The sequence below is a fragment of the Leisingera sp. ANG49 genome (assembly GCF_059694505.1).
Map to the genome: position 1 here is coordinate 17314 of NZ_JCATZN010000006.1, position 21674 is coordinate 38987.

The 21674-nt window shown below is 63.0% G+C and carries 16 protein-coding genes and 1 pseudogene; 5 read left to right on the forward strand and 12 right to left on the reverse strand.

Annotation, left to right across the window (positions count from 1 at the left end; translation table 11 throughout):
• Positions 1-267: 267 nt before the first annotated feature.
• Positions 268-1308: a hypothetical protein gene (locus tag AC58NV_RS18465; RefSeq protein ID WP_497228422.1), complete on the forward strand. Its 1041-nt coding sequence runs from the start codon at positions 268-270 to the stop codon at positions 1306-1308.
• On the opposite strand, the gene AC58NV_RS18470 is transcribed toward AC58NV_RS18465, so the two are convergent.
• Positions 1280-2845: a winged helix-turn-helix domain-containing tetratricopeptide repeat protein gene (locus AC58NV_RS18470; protein WP_497228423.1), complete on the reverse strand. Its 1566-nt coding sequence runs from the start codon at positions 2843-2845 to the stop codon at positions 1280-1282. The genes AC58NV_RS18465 and AC58NV_RS18470 overlap by 29 nt on opposite strands.
• Before the next feature lie 165 nt (positions 2846-3010).
• Between AC58NV_RS18470 and AC58NV_RS18475 the strand changes: the two genes are divergently transcribed.
• From AC58NV_RS18475 to AC58NV_RS18485, 3 genes are all read left to right on the forward strand, one after another.
• On the forward strand, positions 3011-3967 hold the full coding sequence (locus tag AC58NV_RS18475; protein WP_497228424.1) for a homocysteine S-methyltransferase family protein: 957 nt from the start codon (positions 3011-3013) through the stop codon (positions 3965-3967).
• A 65-nt stretch (positions 3968-4032) separates the two neighbouring features.
• A complete protein-coding gene (locus AC58NV_RS18480; RefSeq protein WP_497228425.1) occupies positions 4033-4305 on the forward strand; it encodes a DUF1127 domain-containing protein in 273 nt (90 codons plus the stop codon).
• Positions 4302-5306, forward strand: a complete 1005-nt coding sequence (locus AC58NV_RS18485) for a peptidoglycan-binding domain-containing protein (RefSeq protein ID WP_497228426.1) — start codon at positions 4302-4304, stop codon at positions 5304-5306. The genes AC58NV_RS18480 and AC58NV_RS18485 overlap by 4 nt, the downstream gene beginning before the upstream one ends.
• Positions 5307-5629: 323 nt before the next feature.
• Here AC58NV_RS18485 and AC58NV_RS18490 read toward each other — a convergent pair whose 3' ends face one another.
• On the reverse strand, positions 5630-6166 hold the full coding sequence (locus tag AC58NV_RS18490) for a hypothetical protein (protein ID WP_497228427.1): 537 nt from the start codon (positions 6164-6166) through the stop codon (positions 5630-5632).
• A complete protein-coding gene (locus AC58NV_RS18495; protein WP_497228428.1) occupies positions 6163-6570 on the reverse strand; it encodes a hypothetical protein in 408 nt (135 codons plus the stop codon). The genes AC58NV_RS18490 and AC58NV_RS18495 overlap by 4 nt, the downstream gene beginning before the upstream one ends.
• 66 nt (positions 6571-6636) lie before the next feature.
• Here AC58NV_RS18495 and AC58NV_RS18500 point away from each other — a divergent pair, with 66 nt between their 5' ends.
• Complete coding sequence (locus tag AC58NV_RS18500; RefSeq protein WP_497228429.1) at positions 6637-7635, forward strand: GlxA family transcriptional regulator; 999 nt, start codon at positions 6637-6639, stop codon at positions 7633-7635.
• Between the two features lie 579 nt (positions 7636-8214).
• Here AC58NV_RS18500 and AC58NV_RS18505 read toward each other — a convergent pair.
• From AC58NV_RS18505 to AC58NV_RS18545, 9 genes and pseudogenes are all read right to left on the reverse strand, one after another.
• Positions 8215-9228 (reverse strand): alpha/beta fold hydrolase, encoded by a 1014-nt coding sequence (locus AC58NV_RS18505; RefSeq protein ID WP_497228430.1) that lies wholly within the window; start codon positions 9226-9228, stop codon positions 8215-8217.
• A 49-nt stretch (positions 9229-9277) separates the two neighbouring features.
• Positions 9278-9406 (reverse strand): hypothetical protein, encoded by a 129-nt coding sequence (locus AC58NV_RS18510; protein ID WP_497228431.1) that lies wholly within the window; start codon positions 9404-9406, stop codon positions 9278-9280.
• 31 nt (positions 9407-9437) lie between these two features.
• A pseudogene (locus AC58NV_RS18515) lies at positions 9438-10555 on the reverse strand (IS3 family transposase).
• A 254-nt stretch (positions 10556-10809) separates the two neighbouring features.
• A complete protein-coding gene (gene tcuA / locus AC58NV_RS18520; RefSeq protein ID WP_497228432.1) occupies positions 10810-12285 on the reverse strand; it encodes an FAD-dependent tricarballylate dehydrogenase TcuA in 1476 nt (491 codons plus the stop codon).
• A 5-nt stretch (positions 12286-12290) separates the two neighbouring features.
• Positions 12291-13973, reverse strand: coding sequence for a thiamine pyrophosphate-binding protein (locus AC58NV_RS18525; RefSeq protein ID WP_497228433.1), 1683 nt, complete (start codon positions 13971-13973; stop codon positions 12291-12293).
• Positions 13974-13977: 4 nt separating this feature from the next.
• Positions 13978-16389 (reverse strand): FAD-dependent oxidoreductase, encoded by a 2412-nt coding sequence (locus tag AC58NV_RS18530; protein WP_497228434.1) that lies wholly within the window; start codon positions 16387-16389, stop codon positions 13978-13980.
• A complete protein-coding gene (locus AC58NV_RS18535; RefSeq protein WP_497228435.1) occupies positions 16382-18787 on the reverse strand; it encodes a GcvT family protein in 2406 nt (801 codons plus the stop codon). Before AC58NV_RS18535 ends, AC58NV_RS18530 begins: the two co-directional genes overlap by 8 nt.
• On the reverse strand, positions 18784-20073 hold the full coding sequence (locus tag AC58NV_RS18540; protein WP_497228436.1) for an aspartate aminotransferase family protein: 1290 nt from the start codon (positions 20071-20073) through the stop codon (positions 18784-18786). Before AC58NV_RS18540 ends, AC58NV_RS18535 begins: the two co-directional genes overlap by 4 nt.
• On the reverse strand, positions 20070-21617 hold the full coding sequence (locus tag AC58NV_RS18545) for a trimethylamine methyltransferase family protein (protein WP_497228437.1): 1548 nt from the start codon (positions 21615-21617) through the stop codon (positions 20070-20072). Before AC58NV_RS18545 ends, AC58NV_RS18540 begins: the two co-directional genes overlap by 4 nt.
• Between the last annotated feature and the right edge of the window lie 57 nt (positions 21618-21674).

The window sequence follows — 21674 nt, forward strand, 5'->3', positions numbered from 1 at the left end:
TCCTAACAGTATTTCAATGCGCTGAACTGTGGCTTTCCTTGAAGGAGCCACGCGGGGACCGTGTTTTGACGTGGGAAACAGGGGAACTTCAAAGAGTTTGTAGTCCTAGGAAGCAGCCCGCTGCCATGGGGCCCGCAACACTCTCCTTCTAGCTGAGCCCTTTGCCTGCATTCTGGCTGCGAGGGGGTATAGAGCTATAATCTTTGGAGATTGGCAGAACTTGCGCCTTTCTGCACAGTGTGACCAGAAACTAGGACAGTAGGAAATTTGCGCATCCTAGAGATCAAAATTCCAATACTACTGATCGGTTACGCTGTGACCGTCCTGAACACGATGCCGGTCTGGCTGGCGGAACTTTCGGAAAAAAGCGGCAGCAGCACCAGCACGGCAGGATTGATTGCCAGCCTGCTTCTTCTGACATCAACGGCTGGCTGCCTGCTGGGGCCGGGATTGCCGCGGCCGTCCGGGCCCAGGGCCGCTGCCTGGATCGTCTTTGCCTGCGTGCTTTGCGCCGCAGCCGTCCCGGCATACGGTTTGGCCTATCTTGCTGCAGGGTCTGTTCTCGTCGGCATTTCTCTTGGCGTGGTGCTCTCCGTGCCTTTGTCCCACGGTCAGTACAGCGGGCAAGCGCTGCGGGTGTTCGGGTATGGCATGAGCCTGGGCTGTGTGGTCTCCTTTGTGCTTCTTGCCCTTCTGGCAATGGCGGGGTTGAATTCCTTGCCGTTCCTGGCTGCCTTGGCTGGTGTGCAGCTGGCCATCCTGTTGCTTGCGGTGCCGGAAGGCTGCAGCCTGGATTATAGATCTTTTGCCTGGTTGCGGGACCTCAGCCTGTTTCCCTTTTTTGTTTTTATGGGCGCTTACTGGGCCCTGCTGGAAATCTTTGCCTCCGAGCTGGGTATCGGCACATTGAGCGGTTGGCTGGCAGCAAGCCTGCTGTTTTCGGCACTTGGCTCTTACATTGCGGGTCTGGCCACCAGCCGCCTGAGGCAAGCGCTGCAGCTCGCCGGTCTGCTGATCGCGGCACTGGCGGGCGGACTCACCTATGTTGCCTTTTCTGGGGTCACTCTGGGGCTGGCGATCCTGTGCAATGCTTTCGGTCTGTTCCTTTTCTTTCCGCTGTATTTGGAGGCCACTGACGCACCGCCATTCGGAATGGCGAGATACCTGCTGGGATTTGCGCTTGGCGGTGGTGCGGGCAGTCTTCTGGTAACGGCCGGGGGGTTCCCGGCACTGGCTGCCGCCATCGCGGTCTCTGGGGCAGCTGCCGTTCCGGGTGTGCTTAGGTCGAGTCCCGGGACGAGCCGGTAAGGATGTTCAGCCCGGCCTTTCTCCAGCCATTGATTGCTGCTGCGCCGTGCTCTGCGCTGATGTTGGTCAGTTCCAGTTCCTGAAGCGCCACCTGCTCGAACTCGGGAAACATCTCCCGCATCAGGTCCACTGCCTGGGCCGCGGCCTGCATGTTGTCCAGTTCCGCGTGCAACCACGCCAGATGCGCCTGGTACCAGAAGAAGTCCGGCATCGGGACGCGTTCTACCTCGACCAAGGCGGCCTCGAAGAACCCCTGGCTGGCATAGAGCCAGCAGCGCGCGTAGTGGTACCAGCCGGGATGCACCGGGCTGAGGTCGATGGCCCGGTCCAGGAGTTCAACGGCACGGTCGTATTCGCCGAGGAACAGGTAGCAGGAGCCGATTTCCGCCAGCACATCGCAATGGCCGGCGTTCAGGGCCAGGGCGCGGTCCGCCGCGTCCCGGAAGCCGGCAATGTCCTTTTGATAGAAGATCGCCAGCGCCAGGGTCATCTGCGCAAAGGCATTCAGGCTGTCGCAGGCCACGGCCCGGCGCGCGGCCGCGGCACAGAGCGCCAGCGCGTCAGCATCCGGGCGCTGGTTGATGTGATAGCGGTGTTCTTCCAGCAGAAGCATGGCGTAAGCTGCCCAACCCTCGGCGGAGTCGGGGTCTGTTTCCAGCGCCTGGCACAGCCCGTCCCGGGCTTCCGCGTGGATGGCGGGGTCGTAGCAGCGGTAATACTCGTAAAAGCGGGAGATCAGGCGCAGGGTGTCCCAGGACTGGCTGCGTCCTGCGGGTGCGGTCCGGGCGATCTGATCCGCCATTTCGCCATGGCGGCTGCCAAGGCGGCCGGCAATCAGCCGTGCGATGTCCTCCAGAATGGCGAACAGGCCGCCGGTGCCGCCGCCGCGGTCGAACTGTTCGGTTGCGGCCAGATGGCCGCTGGCGGCCTCGGTCACCTGAACCGTCACCCGCAAGTGCTCTGCCGACCGCCGGACGCTGCCCTCGATGACATGCGAAACACCGTGCGCCTGGCTCATCTCCGCGTTTGAAATGCCGTCCGCTGCAAGCTGTTCCGTTGTGCGGTGCGACAGCAGGGTGAACTCGCGGAACCGGGACAGGCCGGCAATGGTGTCCTCGGTCAGGCATTCGCCGACAAAGGCATTGTCCGCGCTGCTGCCCAGGCAGCGGAAGGGCAGCACCGCCAGAACGGTCTGCCCAGTGCGCACGGCAGGATGGGCGGCCTTGGCGGGTTCCGTAACCGTTGCCACAAACCGGAACCCCTTGCCGTGAATGGTGCGGATCGTGTGCTGGTCGCGGCCGTTGTCGCCCACCACCTGGCGGGCTTCCTTGATCGCTGTCGACAGGGTCGCGTCGGTGATGAAGCGGCCGTCCCAGACCGCGACCACCAGATCCTCCTTCAGCACCACCCGGTCCCGGTTGCGGATCAGGTATTCCAGCAGCTGCATGGTCTGCGGCGTCAGGCTTTGCCTGACCCCGCCGCGCGAAATCTGGAACAGGCCGGTGTCAAGCTCGCAATCGTTGAAGGTGAATTTCATGCTGTTTCCCGGTTCCGGACTGGCTTTGCAGGCAAGAACTTAGCGCGCGGGCTCAGGGTTTCTCAGGAAAAGCTCAGAACCCGCGCAAGTCTCAGGCTGCGCCGCCGCCTATCCAATTGCTGCACGACATTGCCCGCACCCGGGCTGCAGCACTGGAGAAAGCAGATGAAATACCGTGATGCGCTGCCGCAATTGAACGGACAGCAAATGATTGCCGATGGCGGCCTGGAAACCACGCTGGTGTTCCATGAAGGGCTCGAGCTGCCGCTGTTTGCCGCCTTCATGGCACTGGAAACCAGCGAAGGCCGGGCGGCCATCAACCGCTACATGCGCGGTTTTGCCGAACTGGCGGTCCGCAACCGCCGCGGCTTTGTGATGGACACGCCGACCTGGCGCGCCAGCCCGCGGTGGGCGGCGGAACTGGGGGTCAGCAGGGAGCAGCTGCGGCAGGTCCATGCCGAGGCGGTGGCCACTCTGCGCGGGTTGCGCGATGCGTTTGAGACGCCGCAGTCGCCCTTTGTTATCAACGGGGTGATCGGGCCGCACAGCGACGGCTATGCGCCCAGCGAAATCCTGACCGCGGAGGAGGCACGGGTGTACCACCAGACACAGGTCGAGTGGTTCGCCGGATTGGGCGCCGACATGGTCTCTGCCATCACCATGACCTACGCGGAGGAAGCCATCGGCGTCGTCCTGGCGGCCCGTAGTGCGGGAATTCCGGCGGTGATCTCATTTACCGTGGAAACCGACGGCCGTCTGCCCTCGGGCCAGAACCTGCGAGCGGCGGTTGAACAGGTCGATGCAGAGACCGGCGGGGCTGCTGCCTATTTCATGATCAACTGTGCACACCCCGACCACTTTGCCGGTGTGCTGGCCGAAGGCGGCGAATGGACTGACCGCATCCGTGGCCTGCGGGCCAATGCGTCGCGGCTGTCGCATGCCGAACTGGACGAGGCGGAGGAGCTGGATGACGGCGACCCGCAGGAGTTCGGCGCGCTGCACCGGGATCTGGCGCATCTGCTGCCCAATCTGACTGTCGTCGGCGGCTGCTGCGGCACCGATCACCGCCATGTCGAACACGTCTGCACAGACAGCCGTCACACCGCCGCTGCGGCGGGCTGAGATCTTTAGCGATCACGAAACTGACTGGAGCGGCTGACCGGTCCGGCCTTCAAGGGAGATGAGATATGAAGCTCTACCAGACCACTTACACGCAATCCGATTTCCTGCGGCATCCGGGCAGCTTTCCCGGAGGAATTTCAGGTGCTGGGACACCGCCGCAGCCTGGCTTTTGGACTCGTCTGCGCAATTGGATGAACCGAAAATGGAAGCTGCGCAGGGACATTGCGCATCTTGAACAGCTTGATGCCCGGCTGCTGAAGGACGTCGGGCTCGAGCGGCACGATTTCAGAGGCCAGCTGCGCCGCGGACGGGATGTTTACTGGGAGTTCCGGCCATGAGCACGCTGAAGAACGGATCCAAGGGATCCCAGGTCAAGGCGCTGCAGCGCGCCTTGAATACCGCAGGCGCCAAACCCGTGCTTAAAGCCGATGGTAAATTCGGCAGCAAGACCGAGGCCGCGGTCAAGGCATTCCAGAAGAAGGCCCGCTTGAAGGCCAGCGGCATTGCCGGCATCGATACGCTGGCCGCGCTGGGTCTGGGCCGCAAGGCAGTGAAATGGCCGCTGCCGGACCTGCTGCCGGAACGCCGCGAGGTCGACAAGCATTACATGAAGGCCCGCAAGACCGTGAAGGCCGGCATCTTGCTGGCGTCCCGGCACAAGGCCTATTCCATCCGCGTGCTGCACGACGAAATGCTGGCGGCGGGCGAGCGGCTGGACACGGTCTATGCCGGGGTGGTCGATCCGCTGTGCGATGCGGAATTCCTAGAGCACCGCTTTGACCAGCTGCCCGCGACCGAGATCAGAAAACGCCAGGCCCTGATCGCACAGGCCAAGAAGAAGATGGATCAGTTCAGCAAGCAGTCCGCGATTTTCTATGGCCACATCATCGAGATCGGCCGCATCGAATCCGAGACCAAGAGCGCGATCAGCAAGCGCGGTCGGGTCGTCTGGCCGGTTCCCGATTACCGCAAGGTCTTCAACCGGAACATTCAGAGGCTGAAGGCTGTGAAGGAGCGGATGCAGGAGATTTTCAGCGACTGCCACGGGCACGAGAACGCCGAGGTCCGCGAATTTGCACAGGTGGCGCTCAAAGTGCTTTCAAAAACAGACAAGGCCTATGTCGCCTATGAGGCGCAGTTCATGGTGCTCAACGACACCAAAGAGGTCTTTGAACGCAGCTTTACTAAGGTCAGGGACGCCGAGCTGCTGAAGATCTCAAAGAAGGCCAAGATGCAATACTCCAAGCTACTGCAGCTTGCCCGCATCTGCATTGCCCAGCTGAAGTCCTGCTGGGGTATTGAGAAGCGGCACCGGGAGCTGATCGGGTTTTCAGCCTGAAAACACGACATCATGCTATCACCGAGCGGCGATGGAAATGGTTTAGTCAGCCAAGGCAGGGTTCTGTGGAAACCGCAGGACGGATATCAATTATGGTTGCTCACATCGCTTCCGCCTCGTCACGTTCCAACCGTTTGTAAGCTGCAACAGTCAGTTTGTTCCCGAAATGCTGCATCTGATTGCGAATGGCCGCTCTGGGGAAGCTGCATCGCGGCGGTTGGGGCAGTGATGAATGTCTGAATTGGGCCGTCGGCTCGATGACACACAAAGAGTAATGCGACCGGAGCGCCTTCGTCCGGTCGCTTACCGCGACTGACCGGCGGCTATTGCATGGGTCGTTTATGCTCCGGTTGCCGGCTTCCTTTGGGGGCAGCTACGGAGAGCAGGAACCCGGCAAGTCCTAGGTCCGCTGCGATGCAAGCGATGATGTACCAGTCCGGGACATACTCGGTATTTCCAAAGTGGAGCGCGTCCCAAACCGCATGCATTCCAACGCCTATCCAGATGATGTCTGTGCGCCAGCGGGATAAGACCGCGAGCCCCATCCAGAAGACGAGCCCAAGGAGTTCGAGCCATAGGGCCTCGGCCGAGCCTCCCCAGCGAAGCCAGTTGGCGACGTAGATTACGGGCAGGCCAGCCAGGAAAAGCGTGAAAAGCCCCCGCAACAACGGGCTCTCCAGATCCCATGACTTTTGAACAGCGACGATGCCAGCGACGCCGAGAAATCCCAGCACACCCCAGTGACTGGGATCATCGAGATGGCGTGTCGGCAGGTCGGGAACAAAAAGCAGAGCTACAAATGCCACCAAGGCGAGGAAGACGACCTGAGGGGATCTCAGGAGGTGAGACAACTTGTTCATGAGAGCAGGCTCCCCCTTATGCCGCGAAGCGTGATGCTTCCGGAGACCAAGAAAAGTGTTACAATGTGAAACGCGACAAGTTGATTGAGGTATCCGGCCTGCTCTGGCGAGGGCAAGAATTCGGCCGGGACGTCAAGTACCCACGTGCGGAACACGCTGTAGAGGATGATCTGGCTAACAGCGGCAATTGCGAATGCGGCGAGACCGACCCTAGGAAACAAGAAGATGCCTGCCACTACGGCCAAGTCGAGGATCAGATAGGAAACGTCCAGGCTTTGCCACTTCAGCGGTGCCGCCGACCAACTGAACCCGTTCATACCCGTCATATTGGCCACATGCACCCACGCGCCATACAGGTAGGCAGTAGAAAGAAGATATTTGAGCGGCGGATGTAAAAGTTCCATTGCGGTAGTTCCTTGTGAGAAACGGCCAGTTGGCCGGTATGGAACCCGTGCTAGAAAGATTGAGGGTTGGCAGCTACGACAAAGGCCGACAAAATTCTGCCAATGCAGAGCCGCCGCGTGATATTCCTTGTCTTTCCGAAGTTCGAGATGCTCGACATGTCGGGACCAGGCAGTGTGTTTACGGCCGTCAACGGCCTGCTTGAAAAAGATGTGTACGAGGCTGTCGCTGTGTCGGCCAATGGCGGGCTCGTCCGTTCCTGGTCCGGCTTTGAAGTGAACACGGCTAGCTGTGCTGCCGTGACGCCGGCAATGCATGACACGGTTCTCGCCGTCGGCGGTGTCGAGGATGTGATTGCAGCTGCCTGCGGAAATGAAGTTCTCATGAGCTGGCTGCGCAAGGCTTCGGAGAACGCCGCGCGAGTTGGGTCGGTGTGTACGGGTGCATTCCTTCTTGGAAGCGCAGGGATTGTCGGGAAGAAGCGTGTGGCGACCCATTGGATGGCTGTGGATATGCTTGCGGACCTGTATAAGGACGCAGAAGTCGACAGCGGATCAATATACGTCAATGACGGCAACCTCTGGACTTCTGCAGGCGTGACCAGCGGAATCGACATGGCTCTGGCAATGGTCGAAGAAGACCACGGTCCCGACATCAAGGCACGGGTGGCCAAAATGCTCGTCGTCTACGCCCATAGGCCTGGAAATCAGAACCAGTTCAGCGATGTCTTGTCGGCACAAATAGCGTCAGCGGGCAGGTTCTCCGACCTGGTCGATTGGGTCTTGAGCAATTTGAACCGCCCGCTGCGGGTCGGCGATTTGGCGGGCCAGGCTGGAATGAGTGAGAGAACCTTCGTTCGGCAGTTTCGGGCGCATATGGGCCAGACGCCTGGCCGGTTTCTTGAACTCGCACGGATCGAACGCGCCAAGGCACTCCTTCAAGCCGGCGCACCGGTGAAAACTGTTGCATACGCGGTTGGCTTTCGATCCGAAGCGGGCTTCCGGACAGCTTTCGAAAACCGACTCGGAATTTCCCCTTCGCTCTATCGGGAGATGCACGCGCATTAGACTCGGTGCCGTCAGACGCTGCAAATCTCGGTTCTTTCAAACAGTTGAACACCTGATTACCATTCAAATCGTAGCTCCGCGCATTCCCGGATTGAAGTTGCTGCGCCACCGCGAATAGCTGTTCTGGGGAAGCTGAACTGCAGCGTGGGAACGCTGATCAATGACCACATTGGGCCGGCTTCGCCACTAGGGCCTGAAGGACGCTCACATGGCAGCCGCAGCGGGGAGATCGGCTGGTTTGAGCCCATTGCCGCCATCTCTACCTTGCCACGGTATTGCAGGCGCACGAGACCGCTCCCCAGCCCAGACTCCCCCAATAAACGAGGTAGGCAGCGCCAACGGTCTTGAGCAGGGTGAAAGCTGCGGGCATCACCGTGCACAGCACCACCCGGCCGTTGGGGCGCACCAGCCCGGCCGGGGCGGACGGCATATCCTGCGGCCACAGCAGCCCCGGACCAGAATGCAGAGAAGAAAGAGCACCATAAGCCTGGCAGTTACCTGCCTTGGCTCTCTCAGATTGCGGTTCCCAATCACAAGAAAGATGGGGAAAGCCTTTACACTCCAAATTCTCACGAAGCACTACTCTCCAAGTAACTCCCGGATGTTTGCATCCAATTGGGCGGTAAATCCTGCATCATTGCCTGGGTTGGCAGCGCAATGGCCCCAGGGAGAGTCATAGGGGCGGAAGACGGCGTTTAGCATATGGCGGGCTTCGATCTCGTTGTCTTCGGGCAGGAAGTAGAGATCCTGGGTGCAGGGCATCAGGATGGAGCGGGCCTTGATGCCGCCAAGTGCAGCCTGGAAATCGCCGTTGTAGAGCGGCCCTGCTGAGATGTCGCCGGCCTGCCAGGTGGCGAGTTTGGCCAGCAGATTGTTGGCGTCCCAGCCCAGCACGTGGTCCTGTTCCCAGTCCTGCAGCAGGTCCTCTATGGTCTCGAACCCCAGCTGGCGGTAGAGCCCCTCTCGGTAGAAAGTCTGCGAGAAGGCCCAGCCGGCATAGACCGTGCCAAAAGCCTTGAGCCCGGCCTCGGGCGGGCTCGAATAATTGCCGCCGTTCCAGCTCTGGTCGGCGCAAAGGGCAGCTTTGACGCCTTCGAGGAAGACGAAGTTGTGCGGCGAAGTCTTCGCAGAAGCGCAGAAGGGCAGGATCGCTTGCACCATATCCGGATATTGCGTCGCCCATTGGTAGGACTGGCAGCCGGCCATTGACCAGCCTGCGACCAGGGCAATCTGTCCGATGCCCAGGTGGTCGTGGATCAGCCGGTGCTGGGCGGCGACGTTGTCCCACATCTGCACCAGCGGGAAGCGCGGGCCGTCCTGCGGGACAGGCGCATTGGAAGGTGAGGAGGAGCGGCCGTTTCCGAACAAGTTGGGGCTGACGATGAAATGCCGCGCCGGGTCGATGGCACGCCCCGGGCCGAAGAAGCCTTCGTTACCGGAATTGGTGCCGGTGTAGAAAGTGGGCAGAACGATGACGTTGTCACGCGCCGGCGAAAGGCTTCCGTAGGTCTGATAGGCAAGTTTTGCGCCTTTCAACACCTCGCCTGACAGCAGCGGGAAGTCTCCGAGGTCAAAGATTTGATAGTCCTGCATATTGAAACCCTTTGAAAATCTATCGGTCCCGCCGGCGGAACCTGAATTGCTAGGCGTCTTCTTCCTGCTTGGCTTCGCCGCGCATCAGCTGCATGATCTCGCGCTCGCACTCTGGGTATCCCGATAGTTCCACCAGATCCTCCTTGCTGCGGATCTCCTTGCCCTTCTTGAAATCCAACTCGAGGATAGTCTTGTGTCCAGCCCCATTTCTATGTGCCAATTCGAAGTAGAGTCTCGGGGGCTGGCGGGCGCATGTTAAGTGCCTGATGCGGGAGGGTTTGATTGTATTGTCTGAGCCAGCAATTGATGACGACCTGGGCCTGTTTGGTTGTTGTGAACCATTCCGCATTGAGAACCTCGTGGCGGAGAGTGCCATTGAACCGCTCGTTGTACCCGTTCTCCCAAGGTGATCCCGGATAAATCCGGATCGGGTTCACGCCAACTTTCTCGAGCCAGCTCTGGGTCGCCTGAGACGCGAACTCCGGGCCGTTGTCGCTGCGGATGAACTCAGGCTTCCCGTGGCGAAGAAACAGGCTGTAGAGCACCTCCAGAACGTCTTCGGAACGCATCCGGGTTCGGACTGCCACCGCGAGCGCCTGGCGGGTGTATTCGTCCAGAACCGTCAGCATTTTGTAGCTTCGGCCATTGCTGAGCTTGTCGTGAACAAAGTCCACGCTCCAGACGTGATTAGGATGCTTCGGCCGGAGCCGGATGATTGAACTGTCTTTGTGGTAGAGGCGCCTCTTCCTCTTGTGCCGCCGCGGAAGCTGCAGCCCTTCTTCGCGCCAGAGGCGTTCAACCTTCTTGTGGTTCACCCACCAGCCCTCGATCCGCAGCAGCTCAGCTATCTTGCGGTAGCCATAGCGGCCATAGTTCTTGGCCAGACGGATCATGGCAAGCCGCAGACCGTCATCGTTTCTTTTCACCGGCTGATACTGCATGGAACTGCGCGCAAGGCCGACGGCCTGACAGGTCCGACGCTCCGATGTGGCGAGCTTCTGGCGCGTGTGAGTGACAGCCTGACGAAGCTGGCTTGTCGTCAGGCCTTCGGCTTAAGGTAACTCAGGCTTTCCTTGAGGATCAGCTTGTCCAGCTCAAGCTCTGCCACAATCTTCTTCAGCCGGGCATTCTCTTTCTCCAGGCTGCGCAGCTCCGACAGCTGAGACCTGCCCATGCCACCGAACCGGCGCCGCCAAGTGTAGTAGGTCGCATCGCTGACACCGACACCGCGGCAAGCACTGCGTACGTCGCTGCCATCCGCCAGCTTCAGTTCAATCTCACGCAAAAGCTTCAGGATGTCCTCGTCCGAATACCGTTTCCGAGCCATCTTCTATCCCCCTTCCTCGGCAAAAGTAGTGGCCCAGGTTTAGGGGGCAAAGACAGGCTCGGTACCGGATTTGGCTGGAAATCGTGGCATGACCGGTCTTAGAAACCGAACGGCCGAAACCGTCCCCCCTTGATGAGTTTCAATCTTCCCGGCAGCGCTCAGCGCCTCTTCAAGTCCGGCGCCCAGGTATGCCATGGGAAACACGTCGTATCCCATGGGGCTGTTAGGACAGTCCCGGAAGGACCTAACTCTCTCTATCCGCCCAAGACATGCTCCCCGGCCAACCGGCCGAAAACCGATCCGCTGATCAGGCCTGTTCCGCCCGGGTAGTTGAAATAGAAGATGCCGCCGACCAGCTCGCCTGCAGCGAACAGGCCGGGGATCGGCGCGAGGTCGTTGTCCAGGACCTGCGCGCTGTCCGGATCGATCCTGAGCCCGCCGAAGGTGAAGGTGATGCCGCAGCCCACCTGGTAGGCTTCGAACGGGCCGTCGCCGATGGTGTTGGCCCAGTTGGATTTCGGCACCGCCAGCCCCCGCGTTCCGCGGCCGTCCTTGACGTTCGGGTCAAACGGCGTGCCGGTGTCCACCGCGGCATTGTAGGCACGGATTTCATCGAGAAAACCCTGCGGGTCCACGCCTTCCAGCTTCTGGGCAAGCTCCTCCAGCGTCGGGGCGGTCACCTTGGTCACCCGCTTGATGCGGTATTCGTCGCGCAAGAGGTGGGTGACCTTGGCATCAAAGACCTGCCAGGCGAACTGATCCGGCTGGTTCAGGATCACCCGGCCGTATTTGGCATAGGTGTAATTGCGGAAATCCGCGCCCTCGTCGACAAAACGGCGCCCCGTTGCGTTGACCATCACCCCCCAGGGGTAGGAATGCTTCTGGAAGCCGTCGCCCACATCCAGGTCGCCGAACTCCGGTGCGTTGTAGTCCCAGCCGACCGCGTGGCAACCCGACCAGTTGCCATAGGTGGAGGCGCCGGCCGCCATCGCCATCTTGATTCCCTCACCGGTGTTGAAGCGGGAACCGCGCACCCGGGCCATCTCCCAGCCGGGGCCGAGGTAGCGGGTGCGCATTTCCGGGCTGGCCTGGAAGCCGCCCGAGGCAATCACCACGGACCTTGCCCGCAGGTCCTGGAGTTCGCCCCTGTGGCGGACCTTCACTCCGGTCACAGCATGGCCATCAGTCAGAAGCTCCAGTGCGCGGGTTTCATAGCGGATTTCCACGCCGCTGGCCCGGGCGATTTCGGTGTGGGCATCCACCAGGCCGGGACCGCCGCCCCAGGCCTCCAGCGTCAGCCCGCCCCAGAACTTGAACCGCCCATCGACCTTGAACGCCTGCCGCCCGTAGATCGGCATGAAACGGATGCCCTTGCCGCGCATCCAGTGCATGGTCTCGCGCGAGGTGGTCACCAGCCGTTCGCACAAGGCCGGATCGGTGCGGAAACGTGTGACGCGGAACATGTCGTCAAAGAACTGCTCCTGCGTGTAGGTGCCGAAATCGGTGATGGCGATCTGCTCTTCCGAAAGGTCCGGGCACAGCGCGCGGATGTCCTCGACCCCGTCATAGGCAAAGCGGATGGCGCCCGCGGTATAGCGCGAGTTGCCGCCGTTTTCCGCCTTGGGCGCGCATTCCAGCATCAGCACGCTTGCCCCCTTTTCCCGCGCTGCGTGGGCGGCGCAGAAGGCGGCATTGCCGGCCCCGATGATGATCGTGTCCCAGGTTTGCATGGCGCTCACTCCTTTGCCGGCGCTGTGAACAGGTCCTTGCGCAGCGTCATCAGCGCACCGGGGTCGATCCTGGCCTGGATGATGGTGGTCTCCGCACAGGCAATCGCCGCCTCCAGCGCCAGGCCTATTTCGCCGGGACCATCCACCCAGATGCCCCTGCCGCCGCACAGTTCCGCGAATTTGTCATAGCGCGGCGAGGTGATCTCCGCGCCCAGCAGACGCCCGCCATAGAATTCCTGCTGATAAGCCTTCTCTGCTCCCCACGCCTGGTTATCCAGCACCACGATCACAACCGGCAGCCGGTGCTGAATGGCGGTCTGTATCTCGATCATCGTGTAACCCACGGCGCCGTCACCCATCACCGCCACCACTGGGCGCTCCGGGCTGGCAGCCTTGGCGCCGATGGCCGCAGCCAGGCCAAAGCCGACCAACCCGAAGTCCAGCGGCGTGATCAGGCTCATCGGCTCGTAATGCGCCAGCCGGTCGGCGGCCTGCAGGCAGGTGTTGCCAGTGTCGAGCGTGACGATAGCGTTCTTTGGCAATACGGTGCGGATCTCACCCAGCGCCCGGCGCGGGTGCATCGGCAATGTCGCGATCTGCGCTTCTTCCGCGCGCTCGGCAGCAAGGCTTTCCATATCTGCCTTGAAGGCTGCCCGCCATTCGTCCGCAGCAGGTTTGGAGGCCGCTGCGGCCAGTGCCTCCGCCGTCAGCCGGGCATCGGCCTGCACCGCAATCTCCGCCGGGAAGTAGCGGCCCACGGCAGAGCCGTCGATGTCCACATGGGCGATGCGGGTCTCCGCGCCGACATAGTCGTTGCTGTGAAAGGTGGAGTTGAAGCCCAGCCGCGCGCCCAGCACCACCATCACGTCGGCTTCCTTGGTCAGGCGGCTGGCCACCCGGTTGCCCCGCGGCCCCGCCTGGCCTGCAAACCACGGATGGCCATGGCGCATCACGTCGGCATGGCCGGTCGAGGCGACCACCGGCACCTTCAGCGTTTCGGCCAGTGCAGTCAGCGCCTCGCGCCCCCTGCCCCATTTGAACCCGCCGCCCGCAAAGATCACCGGGCGTTTTGCCGTGGAGAGCATGGCCGCGATGGCGTTGATGTCTTCCGGCGCCGCAGGCCCCGGGCGGGCGATGTTAACTGGCTTGGGATCAATGGCCGGCACGCCGGCAGCAAACAGGTCGCGCGGCACATGCAGCACCACCGGCCCGCGGCGGCCCGAATTGGCCAGCCGGATCGCGTCCTCCAGCATCGGCGCCAGGCGCGACGGATCGGTGACCATGACCGAGCGTTTGGAGATCGGCGCAAACAGGGCCACCTGGTCGACCTCTTGAAAAGTGTCCTTGGCCTGGTCGGCGCGGGTGATGGCGCCTGCAATCACCACCAGCGGCGAATAGGCCAGTTGCGCCTCCGCCACCGCGGTCACGATGTTGACCACCCCCGGCCCGGCCTGCGCCCCCAGCACCACACCGGGCTTGCCGGTCATCCTTGCCCAGGCATCGGCCATATGGCCCGCCGCACGCTCGTCCCGGGCACCGACATAGGCGATTTCGCCGCCCTGATACATCGCGTCATAAAGCTCCAGCATCGACCCGCCCAGCAGGCCGAATACGGTGCCGATGCCATTGGCTTTCAATACGCGGTAGACGGCCTCGCCTCCGGTGATCTTGCTGTTGATCGTGGTCATGGTCTCAATCCTCGGATCGGGGCCGCAGGTTCTGCGGGTCAAAAATTGCTTCATCATGGATGGTCACAGTGAATTGCTGGTTCAGGATCTGCACGGTCAGCCCTTCACGCGGCGTGCCCTTTCGGACAAACAGCCAGCCTAGAGATTTGCCAACCGTGTAGCCGTAGCCGCCGGAGGTGGTGAGGCCGACGGGCTTTCCCTCCAGCAGCACCGGCTCGCCGCCGTGGATGTCGATCCCGTCGGAATGCAGTTCCGCGTAGAACAGCTCCCAGCCCGGATCACGCGCCAGCAAGGCCTCCTTGCCCTGGAAATCCCGGCCTTCTGCCGCCACAAACCGCTCCAGCCCCACGTCCAGCGGCCCCGCGTCGGTGGTCAGCTCGCCGGAGGCACGGTAAGCTTTCTCCATCCGCATCCCGTTGAAGGCATAGGAGCCCAGGTCGGCCAAACCGTGCTTCTCTCCGGCAACAAAAAGCGCGTCGTAGAGTTCCCCGATTTGATCCAGCGGCGCGTGCAGCTCCCAACCCAGTTCGCCCACGAAAGAGACCCGCAGCGCATAGCAAGGAATCCCCGCCACGGTGATCTCCTGCCCCGAAAGCCAGGGGAACGCCTGGTTCGAGAGATCCGCATCCGTCAGCTCCGCCAGGATCCGGCGCGAGGCCGGGCCGGAGAGCGCCAGCATGCCCCAGTCGTGGGTGCGGTTGATCATCCGCACGTCTTCGCCATCGCGGATGTGCGATTTGATCCAGTCGAAATCAGGATTGCAGCGGGCGATGGGCGAGCCGGTGAAATAGCGGTCCTCCGCGATGCGCCAGATGGTGATCTCTGTCTCGAACCGGCCTCTCTCCGTCAGCAGGTGGTTGAGGCTCATCCGCCCGTCCTTGGCCGGGATCTTGTTGGCCGAGAGCCTGTCCAGCAGTGCGCCTGCGTCCCTGCCTGTGATCTCAAACTGGGCAAAGGCGCAGAGGTCGATGACGCCGGCTGCTTCCCGTGTTGCCTTGGCCTCCGCCATCGCGTTGGCATGCCACGGCTGGTGGCCCCAGCCGATCTGCTCAGTCTCGCCAACCTCGCCAAAGTAACGCGGCCGCTCCCAGCCGGCGACCTCGCCGAAGACCGCGCCCTTGGCGGCCAGCCGGTCATAGAGCACATGGCGGTTCAGAGGGCGCAGGCTCTCAAACTGCTTGCCGGGGCACGGGGTGTCATGGCGGCGCATGAACTCATCCTTGGTGCGCTCAACAATGAAATGATCGGTCGAGAAATTGCCATAACGGCGCGGATCGAGACCGCGGGTGTTTATCGGGGTCTCGCCATGCACCATCCAGTCGGCCAGCACCTTGCCCGCGCCGCCGCCCCAGGCAAGCCCGATGGAGGAGCCGCAGGACAGCCAGACATTCGGCGCACCCGAGGGGCCCACCAGCATGCCGCCATCCGGCGTATGGGTGATTGCGCCGCGCACCACGCGCTTGATGCCCAGCTCAGCCAGCACCGGCATCTTCTCAAACGCCACCATCAGGAAATTGCCGATGGAGTCGTAATCCGCCTCAAACAGCTCATTCTCCGCCGCCCAGGGCGCGCCCTGCGGCATCTCCCAGACGGTGGGGCAGGTGTGGCCCTCGTAGATGCCGATGAGGCCCGATTTCTGCTCCTGCCGGATATAGCCGCCATAGGCGTTGTCGCGCATCACCGGCAGCTCCGGCCGGTCCAGAAACTCCGGCACGGTATCTGTCACCAGATAATGGTGCAGGCAGCTGACAGACGGGATTTTGAGCCCGAACCATTCGCCCACCTGATTGGCATAGGAGCCCGCGGCGATCACCACATGCTCGGCCAGCACATCGCCTTTTTCCGTGCGCAACAGCCACATACCCCCCTTGCGGGAGGCGCCCAGCACCTGGTTGCGCCGCTCGATCTTCGCACCGCGCGCGCGGGTGGCGGCGGCCAACGCCATGGTCACCGAAGACGGGTCGATATGCCCGTCCTCATAGGTGCGCACCGCCGCTTTGACGCCGTCCACCTTGTAGAACGGGTTCACGCGGGCGACCTCCTCCGGACCGACCAGCTCCATCGGCAGGTCCAGCAGCTTGCCGACGCCCATGATCGACTTCATCCAGTCGACCTCATCGTCGGTTGTGGCAATGCGGAAACCGCCGACTTCATGCCAGCCGATGCTCTGGCCGGTCTCCTTCTCAACCCTCTTGTAGGTCTCGATCGAGGTCTTGTTGATCCAGCCCATCAGCCGGCTGCCGACCGCGTGGGCAATCTGCCCCGCCGCGTGCCAGGTGGAGCCTGAAGTCAGCTCGGCCTTTTCAAACAGGATCGTGTCGGTCCAGCCGTTCTCGGCCAGCTGAAACTGGGCAGCCACGCCCATGATTCCGCCGCCGATAATGGCAACCTGTGTGGTGCGTATGGTGTCAGTCATGGGCAAAGGCCTCTTTGGCGGGTTTCAGCGATGCCTTGGCGGCGTAGCGGGTGCAGGCGATTTCGACTTCGAAACCGGAAACAACTGTGCCGCTGGCAAGCTGATCCAGCGGCGCATCAATCATCGCCAGCGCAACCGAGCGGCCATAGCGGTAGCTCCAGGCCGCGGAGGTGATCTGGCCCGCAACTTGGCCGCCGTAGTAAACCGGCTCATCATGGATCGGGACCGCCTCCGGGTCGTCGAACAGCATCGAGACGATCCGGCGTTCCGGGATGTGGGCCCTCAGCGCATCTTCCCCCACAAACCCGGTGCCAAAAGCGCAGAATGCCCCCAGCCCGGCCTCCTGCGGCGTGGTGCCGGGGCCCAGTTCGTGGCCAAAGGCACGGAAACCGCTTTCGATCCGCAGCGAGCCGCTGGCATAAAGCCCGGCGTGACTCGCCCCTGCTGCCACCAGCGCCTCATAGGCCGCCATCGCCATGTCGGCAGGGATATAGAGCTCATAGCCCTCCTCACCGGTGAAGCTCAGCCGCCCGGCCCAGCCGCGCGCCAGGCCGATCTCAACCGGGCCAAACTGGAAGCGTTTCAGGTCCGGCACCGGCGCGTTTGAAGTGGCGTGCAGCACCTCACGGGCTTTAGCTCCGGCCAGGCCGAGGACCGCATAGCCGCTGGTCACGTCGGTGAACTCCACGCGGAACGCGCCTTTGGTTTCGCGCATCCGTTTCAGATCGCGCACAACCTCGCCCGCGCCCACGATCATCAGGTAGGTCTCCGGCCCGTGCCGCTGCACGGTGATGTCGCTTTCGATACCGCCCTTGCGGTTCAGGATCTGGCTGTAGGCAATGCGGCCCTCGGCAATATCCATCTGTGCGGCGCACAGATGGTTGAGGAAGGCGCAGGCATCCGGCCCCTGAACCATGATCTTGCCAAAGGCGCTCTGGTCCAGGATGGCGGCCCCGTTGCGGCAGGCGTCCACCTCGCGCCCCACCTTTTCCCGCCAGGCAGGCACACCAAAGGTCAGCGGCAGATGCGCGGCCTCGCCGCCGAAATGCACCGCCCGCTCCCAGCCGCCGCGGCTTTCAAACCTTGCACCGGCGGCAACCAGACCCGCGTGGATTGGGGAGCGGCGCTGGCCGCGGGCGGTCTCCATCGAACGGCCCGGGAAGGGGTTGTCATAATGGCGGCCCAGCACCTCGGGGATGCGGGCCTCCAATGCGCCCAGCACGTTCATCTCCGGGCTGAAGCGGCGGATGTCGGCTTCGTTCAGCTCCATCGTCGGCTCGCCCGCGATGATCCATTCCGCCATCGCGCGCCCGGCACCGCCCGCCAGCGCGATGCCGGTGGAATTCATGCCGCCCATCAGGAACAATCCCGGCACCTCGGGGCTTTCGCCCAGCATGAACTGGCTGTCGAGGGTGAAGCTTTCGGGGCCATTGAGCAGCATCCGCACCTCGGCCTTCTCCAGTGCCGGGATGCGGCGCAGGGCGTTTTCCATCATCGGCATGAAATGGTCCCAGTCCTCGTCCAAGAGGTCGAAGGAGAAATCCCTGGGCAGCCGGTCCAGCGGCAGCCCTTTGGCGTGCGGCTCAAAACAGCCGACCAGAAGGCCCTCCACATCGTCACGGGCATATAGGAAGGCATCCTGATCATTGAGCGTCGGCAGATGCGCGCCTTTGCCCAGGGCCTGCACCTCTTCCAGCGGCTTGGTCAGGATGTAGAAATGCTCGCAGGCATAGAGCGGCATATGCGCGCCAGCCATCGCGGCCACCTCGCGGGACCAGAGACCGCAGGCGACCACCACCTCCTCCGCCTCGACCAGATGCTCACCCACCGCGACGCCGGAGATCCGCCCGCCCGTCTTCTGCAGGCCCGTAACAGCAGTATCCTCAAAGATCTGCACCCCCCGTGCGCGCGCGCCCTTGGACAGCGCCAGCGCCACGTCCGAAGGGTTCACCCGCCCGTCCGCTGGCGACCAGACAGCGCCGATCACGTCGTCCGTTTCAATCAGCGGCCACAGCTCCTTGGCACGGGCGGCATCCACCACCTCGGCCTCCAGCCCGAATGCGCGGCCCAGCGAGACCTGCCGCTTGATATTGGTAAGCCGGTCCGGGTTGGTAGCCAAAGTCAGCGAACCGGTCTGGGTCCAGCCGGTGGCCTGACCGGTTTCGACCTCCAGCTCGCCATAAAGGTCGATCGAGTAATTGATCAGCTTGGTCAGCGTCGCCGAAGGCCGCAGCCGGCGCACCAGCCCTGCCGCGTGCCAAGTGGTGCCGCTGGTCAGTTTGGAACGCTCCAGCACCACGATGTCCTTCCGGCCCTCGCGTGCCAGGTGATAGGCGATGGAACAGCCGATGACGCCGCCGCCGATGATGACGGTGCGGGCGCGGGAAGGCAGGGTCATTGCAGCACTCCGTCCTGGATAAGCGCGGCAAACACCGCATCGAAGGCGTCCAGCGCCTCGCCGATCAGCTCCGGTGAATGCGCCGCAGAGGTCACGCAGGATGTATGGCTCATCAAATCCACGCCGCGCGCCAGCAGGCCGCCGCGCAGGCCAGCCACCAAGGCAGGCGGCACGCTGCGGATTTCAGCCGGGCTCAACCCCGCCGGGTCTGTTGCGCCGAACAGCAGATGGCAAGTTGAGCTTTCGCCATAGGCGCACCCCGTGATGCCATGCTGTGCCATCAGCGCATTAAGGCCACCGCGCAGGTGCTCTGCCATGGCATCGGCCTGTGCCTGCGCCTCCCCGGTGGCCAGCAGCGGCATCGCCGCGCAGGCCGCGGCGGCAATCAGTGGGGAGCCGTTGAAAGTTCCCTTGTGGCTGACCGGCGGCGACAGCCCGTCCCGCGCGGCGACGTTGTTCATCAGCTCCATGATCTCCGCCCGCCCGCAAACGGCCCCGCCCGGCAGGCCGCCGGTCACAACCTTCGCCAGTGTGGTCAGGTCCGGCACGATGCCATCGCGCGCCTGCCGTCCCCCGGGCGACCATCGCAGGCCGGTGATAATTTCGTCAAAGATCAGCACCACGCCCGCGGCACGGGCCGCGTCCTGCAAAGCGCGCAAAGTTTCCACGGACAGCGGCACCGAACCGTAATTTGCCCCGGAGGCCTCAATAATCACCGTGCCGATGCTGCTGTCCTGCAGGGCCGCTTGCATCGCCTGCAGATCGGCGGCGCAGACCTCGACCAGGCCCGTCACCGCGTCGGGAACTCCCAGCGACGCGGCCTGCAGACTGCCCGCCTTGGCACCTTTGAGCGCATGATCGTGCCAGCCGTGGTAATGGCCGTCGACCCGCAGCACCTTGTCCTTGCCGGACCAGGCCCGGCCCAGCCGCATCGCCAGCATGGTCGCCTCGCTGCCCGAAGCGGTGAAGCGGGTGCGTTCCGCGCAGGGAAACAGCCGGTTGACCCATTCCGCCCATTCAATCTCGCTCTCGTGGCAATCGGCACTGAATACTGTGCGCTCCGCCTGCTTCTGCAGCGCTGCTACAATGGCGGGGTGGCCGTGGCCCAGCATCTGGCTGGCCGACCCCATCTTGAAATCGATATAGCGGCGCCCTTCGGCATCCCATTTCTCGGCGCCGGCAGCGCGTTCGACATAGATGGGGTGCGGCGCGCGGTAGCGCAGCTCGTGGCTGACCCCGCCCGGCAGCGCCGCACGGGCTCGGGTGCTGAGTTCAATGGTGTTCATGCGGGCCTGCCGATCTGTTCGCGGGTGAGCCGGATATCGAATGCCGCGCGCAGCGCGCGGTCGGTCTCATCGCTGACATGCTGCGGGAAATGCGCACCCAGAATCCCGCGGGCTGTGTCCCGCGCCGTGTCGCCCACCGGCCGGGCGCCATCCTCCTGCCATTCGCGCGGGCTGCGCCGGTCGCCGATATGCGGATAGAAGTAGTCTGATTTCATCCGCTCAAAAGTGTGCTGCTCGCCCAGATAGTGGCCTTCGCCGCGGCACACCTGGGCGATCACATCAGCGGCAATGTTTTCCGGCGTGGCCTCGACCCCGCGGATCGTGCGCAGAATGTTGCCCAGCAGATCATTGTCGCTGACATAGGCCGCATGGCTGACCCCCAGCAGGCTTGCCTGCATTCCGGCTGCCTGGGTGACGATGTTGGATCCCGCGTGGGCGGCCATCGCCACGGCCAGCGATTTCTCGGCGCCGTACTGCGCATCCAGGCATTTGGAATCGGTGATCCCCGCGATGGAGGAAACCGGCAGGCCGAAATGCCGCCCCATCTGCGCCGCGCCCGCCATCAGGATCGCCTGCTCGCCGCCGCCGCCGCACATCGACCCGGTGCGCAGATCGGCCACCAGCGGCTTGGGGGCAAAGATCGCCTTGGCCCCCGGATCGACCAGCCTGGCAAAGACCAGCCCGGCCAGGGTTTCGGCAACCGCCTGCACCAGCGACCCGGCAATTGTGGCGGGGCTGGTCGCCCCGGCCTGGCCTGCGCTGATCAGCTGCACCGGGAACCCTGCCCTGATCGCGGCCTCCAGCACCTCGCAGGCCTCCTCGGCAAAGCGCATCGGCGGCACCACATGGCAGACCATCACCGTCAGGAAGGGCCGCGCCCGGAATGCGGCCTCGCCGCCGGCGATCTGGTAGCAAAGATCCGCGATTGGCCCCACGTTCTCCGGCGCGCTGATCGAGATCGAAACATGCTTGGAGGTGCCCATCAGGCAGGCATAGGCGGTGTTCAGATCCATCACCGCGTTGTCCTCGATGTCGCGGGCCACCACCGAGCGGCTGAAGTGGTGGATATTCTCCATCCGGTTGACTATCCGCGCCGCGTCATACAGGTCCGCCAGCGTCGAGTCGCGGTAGGCCCCGGTGTCGAGGTCGAACACCCCCGGTGCCGCGCCGCCGGTCGACATGTGGACCCGGGCGCCGGAGATCTGCAAATCGTGTTCCGGCTGCTGGCCGCACAGCGTGAAACCTCTCTGCGCGCCCTCCACGGCCCATCGCACCAAGGCACGCGGGAACAGCAGCCTGCAGTGTTCGGTCAGCTGTCCGCCAGCGGTGCAGACCTTGTCGATCATGGACGGTACGGCCTGGCTCAGCCCCAGCGTTTCCAGAAGCGACAGTGCCGTCTCCTCCACCAGCGCAACCTCCTCAGGCGCAAGCGGTCTCAGCCGTCCGCCTTCGACCCCGGGCCACACCGGCCTGACGCTGCCGGCCTCGCTGGCCGCATTAAGCCGCTCCTTGCGCCCGCGCCTTCGATTTCCGGATACCGCCATATCATGAGTCCAGCTAATTTCTCTCAGACGGTGATGCCAAAAACCCTCGTTTACAAA

Coding starts and splice junctions, on each gene's coding strand:
- AC58NV_RS18535 (WP_497228435.1), bottom strand. CDS start 18,787: ATGACCCTGCCTTCCCGCGCCCGCACCGTCATCATCGGCGGCGGCGTC.
- AC58NV_RS18530 (WP_497228434.1), bottom strand. CDS start 16,389: ATGACTGACACCATACGCACCACACAGGTTGCCATTATCGGCGGCGGA.
- AC58NV_RS18475 (WP_497228424.1), top strand. CDS start 3,011: ATGAAATACCGTGATGCGCTGCCGCAATTGAACGGACAGCAAATGATT.
- AC58NV_RS18525 (WP_497228433.1), bottom strand. CDS start 13,973: ATGACCACGATCAACAGCAAGATCACCGGAGGCGAGGCCGTCTACCGC.
- AC58NV_RS18490 (WP_497228427.1), bottom strand. CDS start 6,166: ATGAACAAGTTGTCTCACCTCCTGAGATCCCCTCAGGTCGTCTTCCTC.
- AC58NV_RS18485 (WP_497228426.1), top strand. CDS start 4,302: ATGAGCACGCTGAAGAACGGATCCAAGGGATCCCAGGTCAAGGCGCTG.
- AC58NV_RS18505 (WP_497228430.1), bottom strand. CDS start 9,228: ATGCAGGACTATCAAATCTTTGACCTCGGAGACTTCCCGCTGCTGTCA.
- AC58NV_RS18495 (WP_497228428.1), bottom strand. CDS start 6,570: ATGGAACTTTTACATCCGCCGCTCAAATATCTTCTTTCTACTGCCTAC.
- AC58NV_RS18545 (WP_497228437.1), bottom strand. CDS start 21,617: ATGGCGGTATCCGGAAATCGAAGGCGCGGGCGCAAGGAGCGGCTTAAT.
- AC58NV_RS18480 (WP_497228425.1), top strand. CDS start 4,033: ATGAAGCTCTACCAGACCACTTACACGCAATCCGATTTCCTGCGGCAT.
- AC58NV_RS18470 (WP_497228423.1), bottom strand. CDS start 2,845: ATGAAATTCACCTTCAACGATTGCGAGCTTGACACCGGCCTGTTCCAG.
- tcuA (WP_497228432.1), bottom strand. CDS start 12,285: ATGCAAACCTGGGACACGATCATCATCGGGGCCGGCAATGCCGCCTTC.
- AC58NV_RS18540 (WP_497228436.1), bottom strand. CDS start 20,073: ATGAACACCATTGAACTCAGCACCCGAGCCCGTGCGGCGCTGCCGGGC.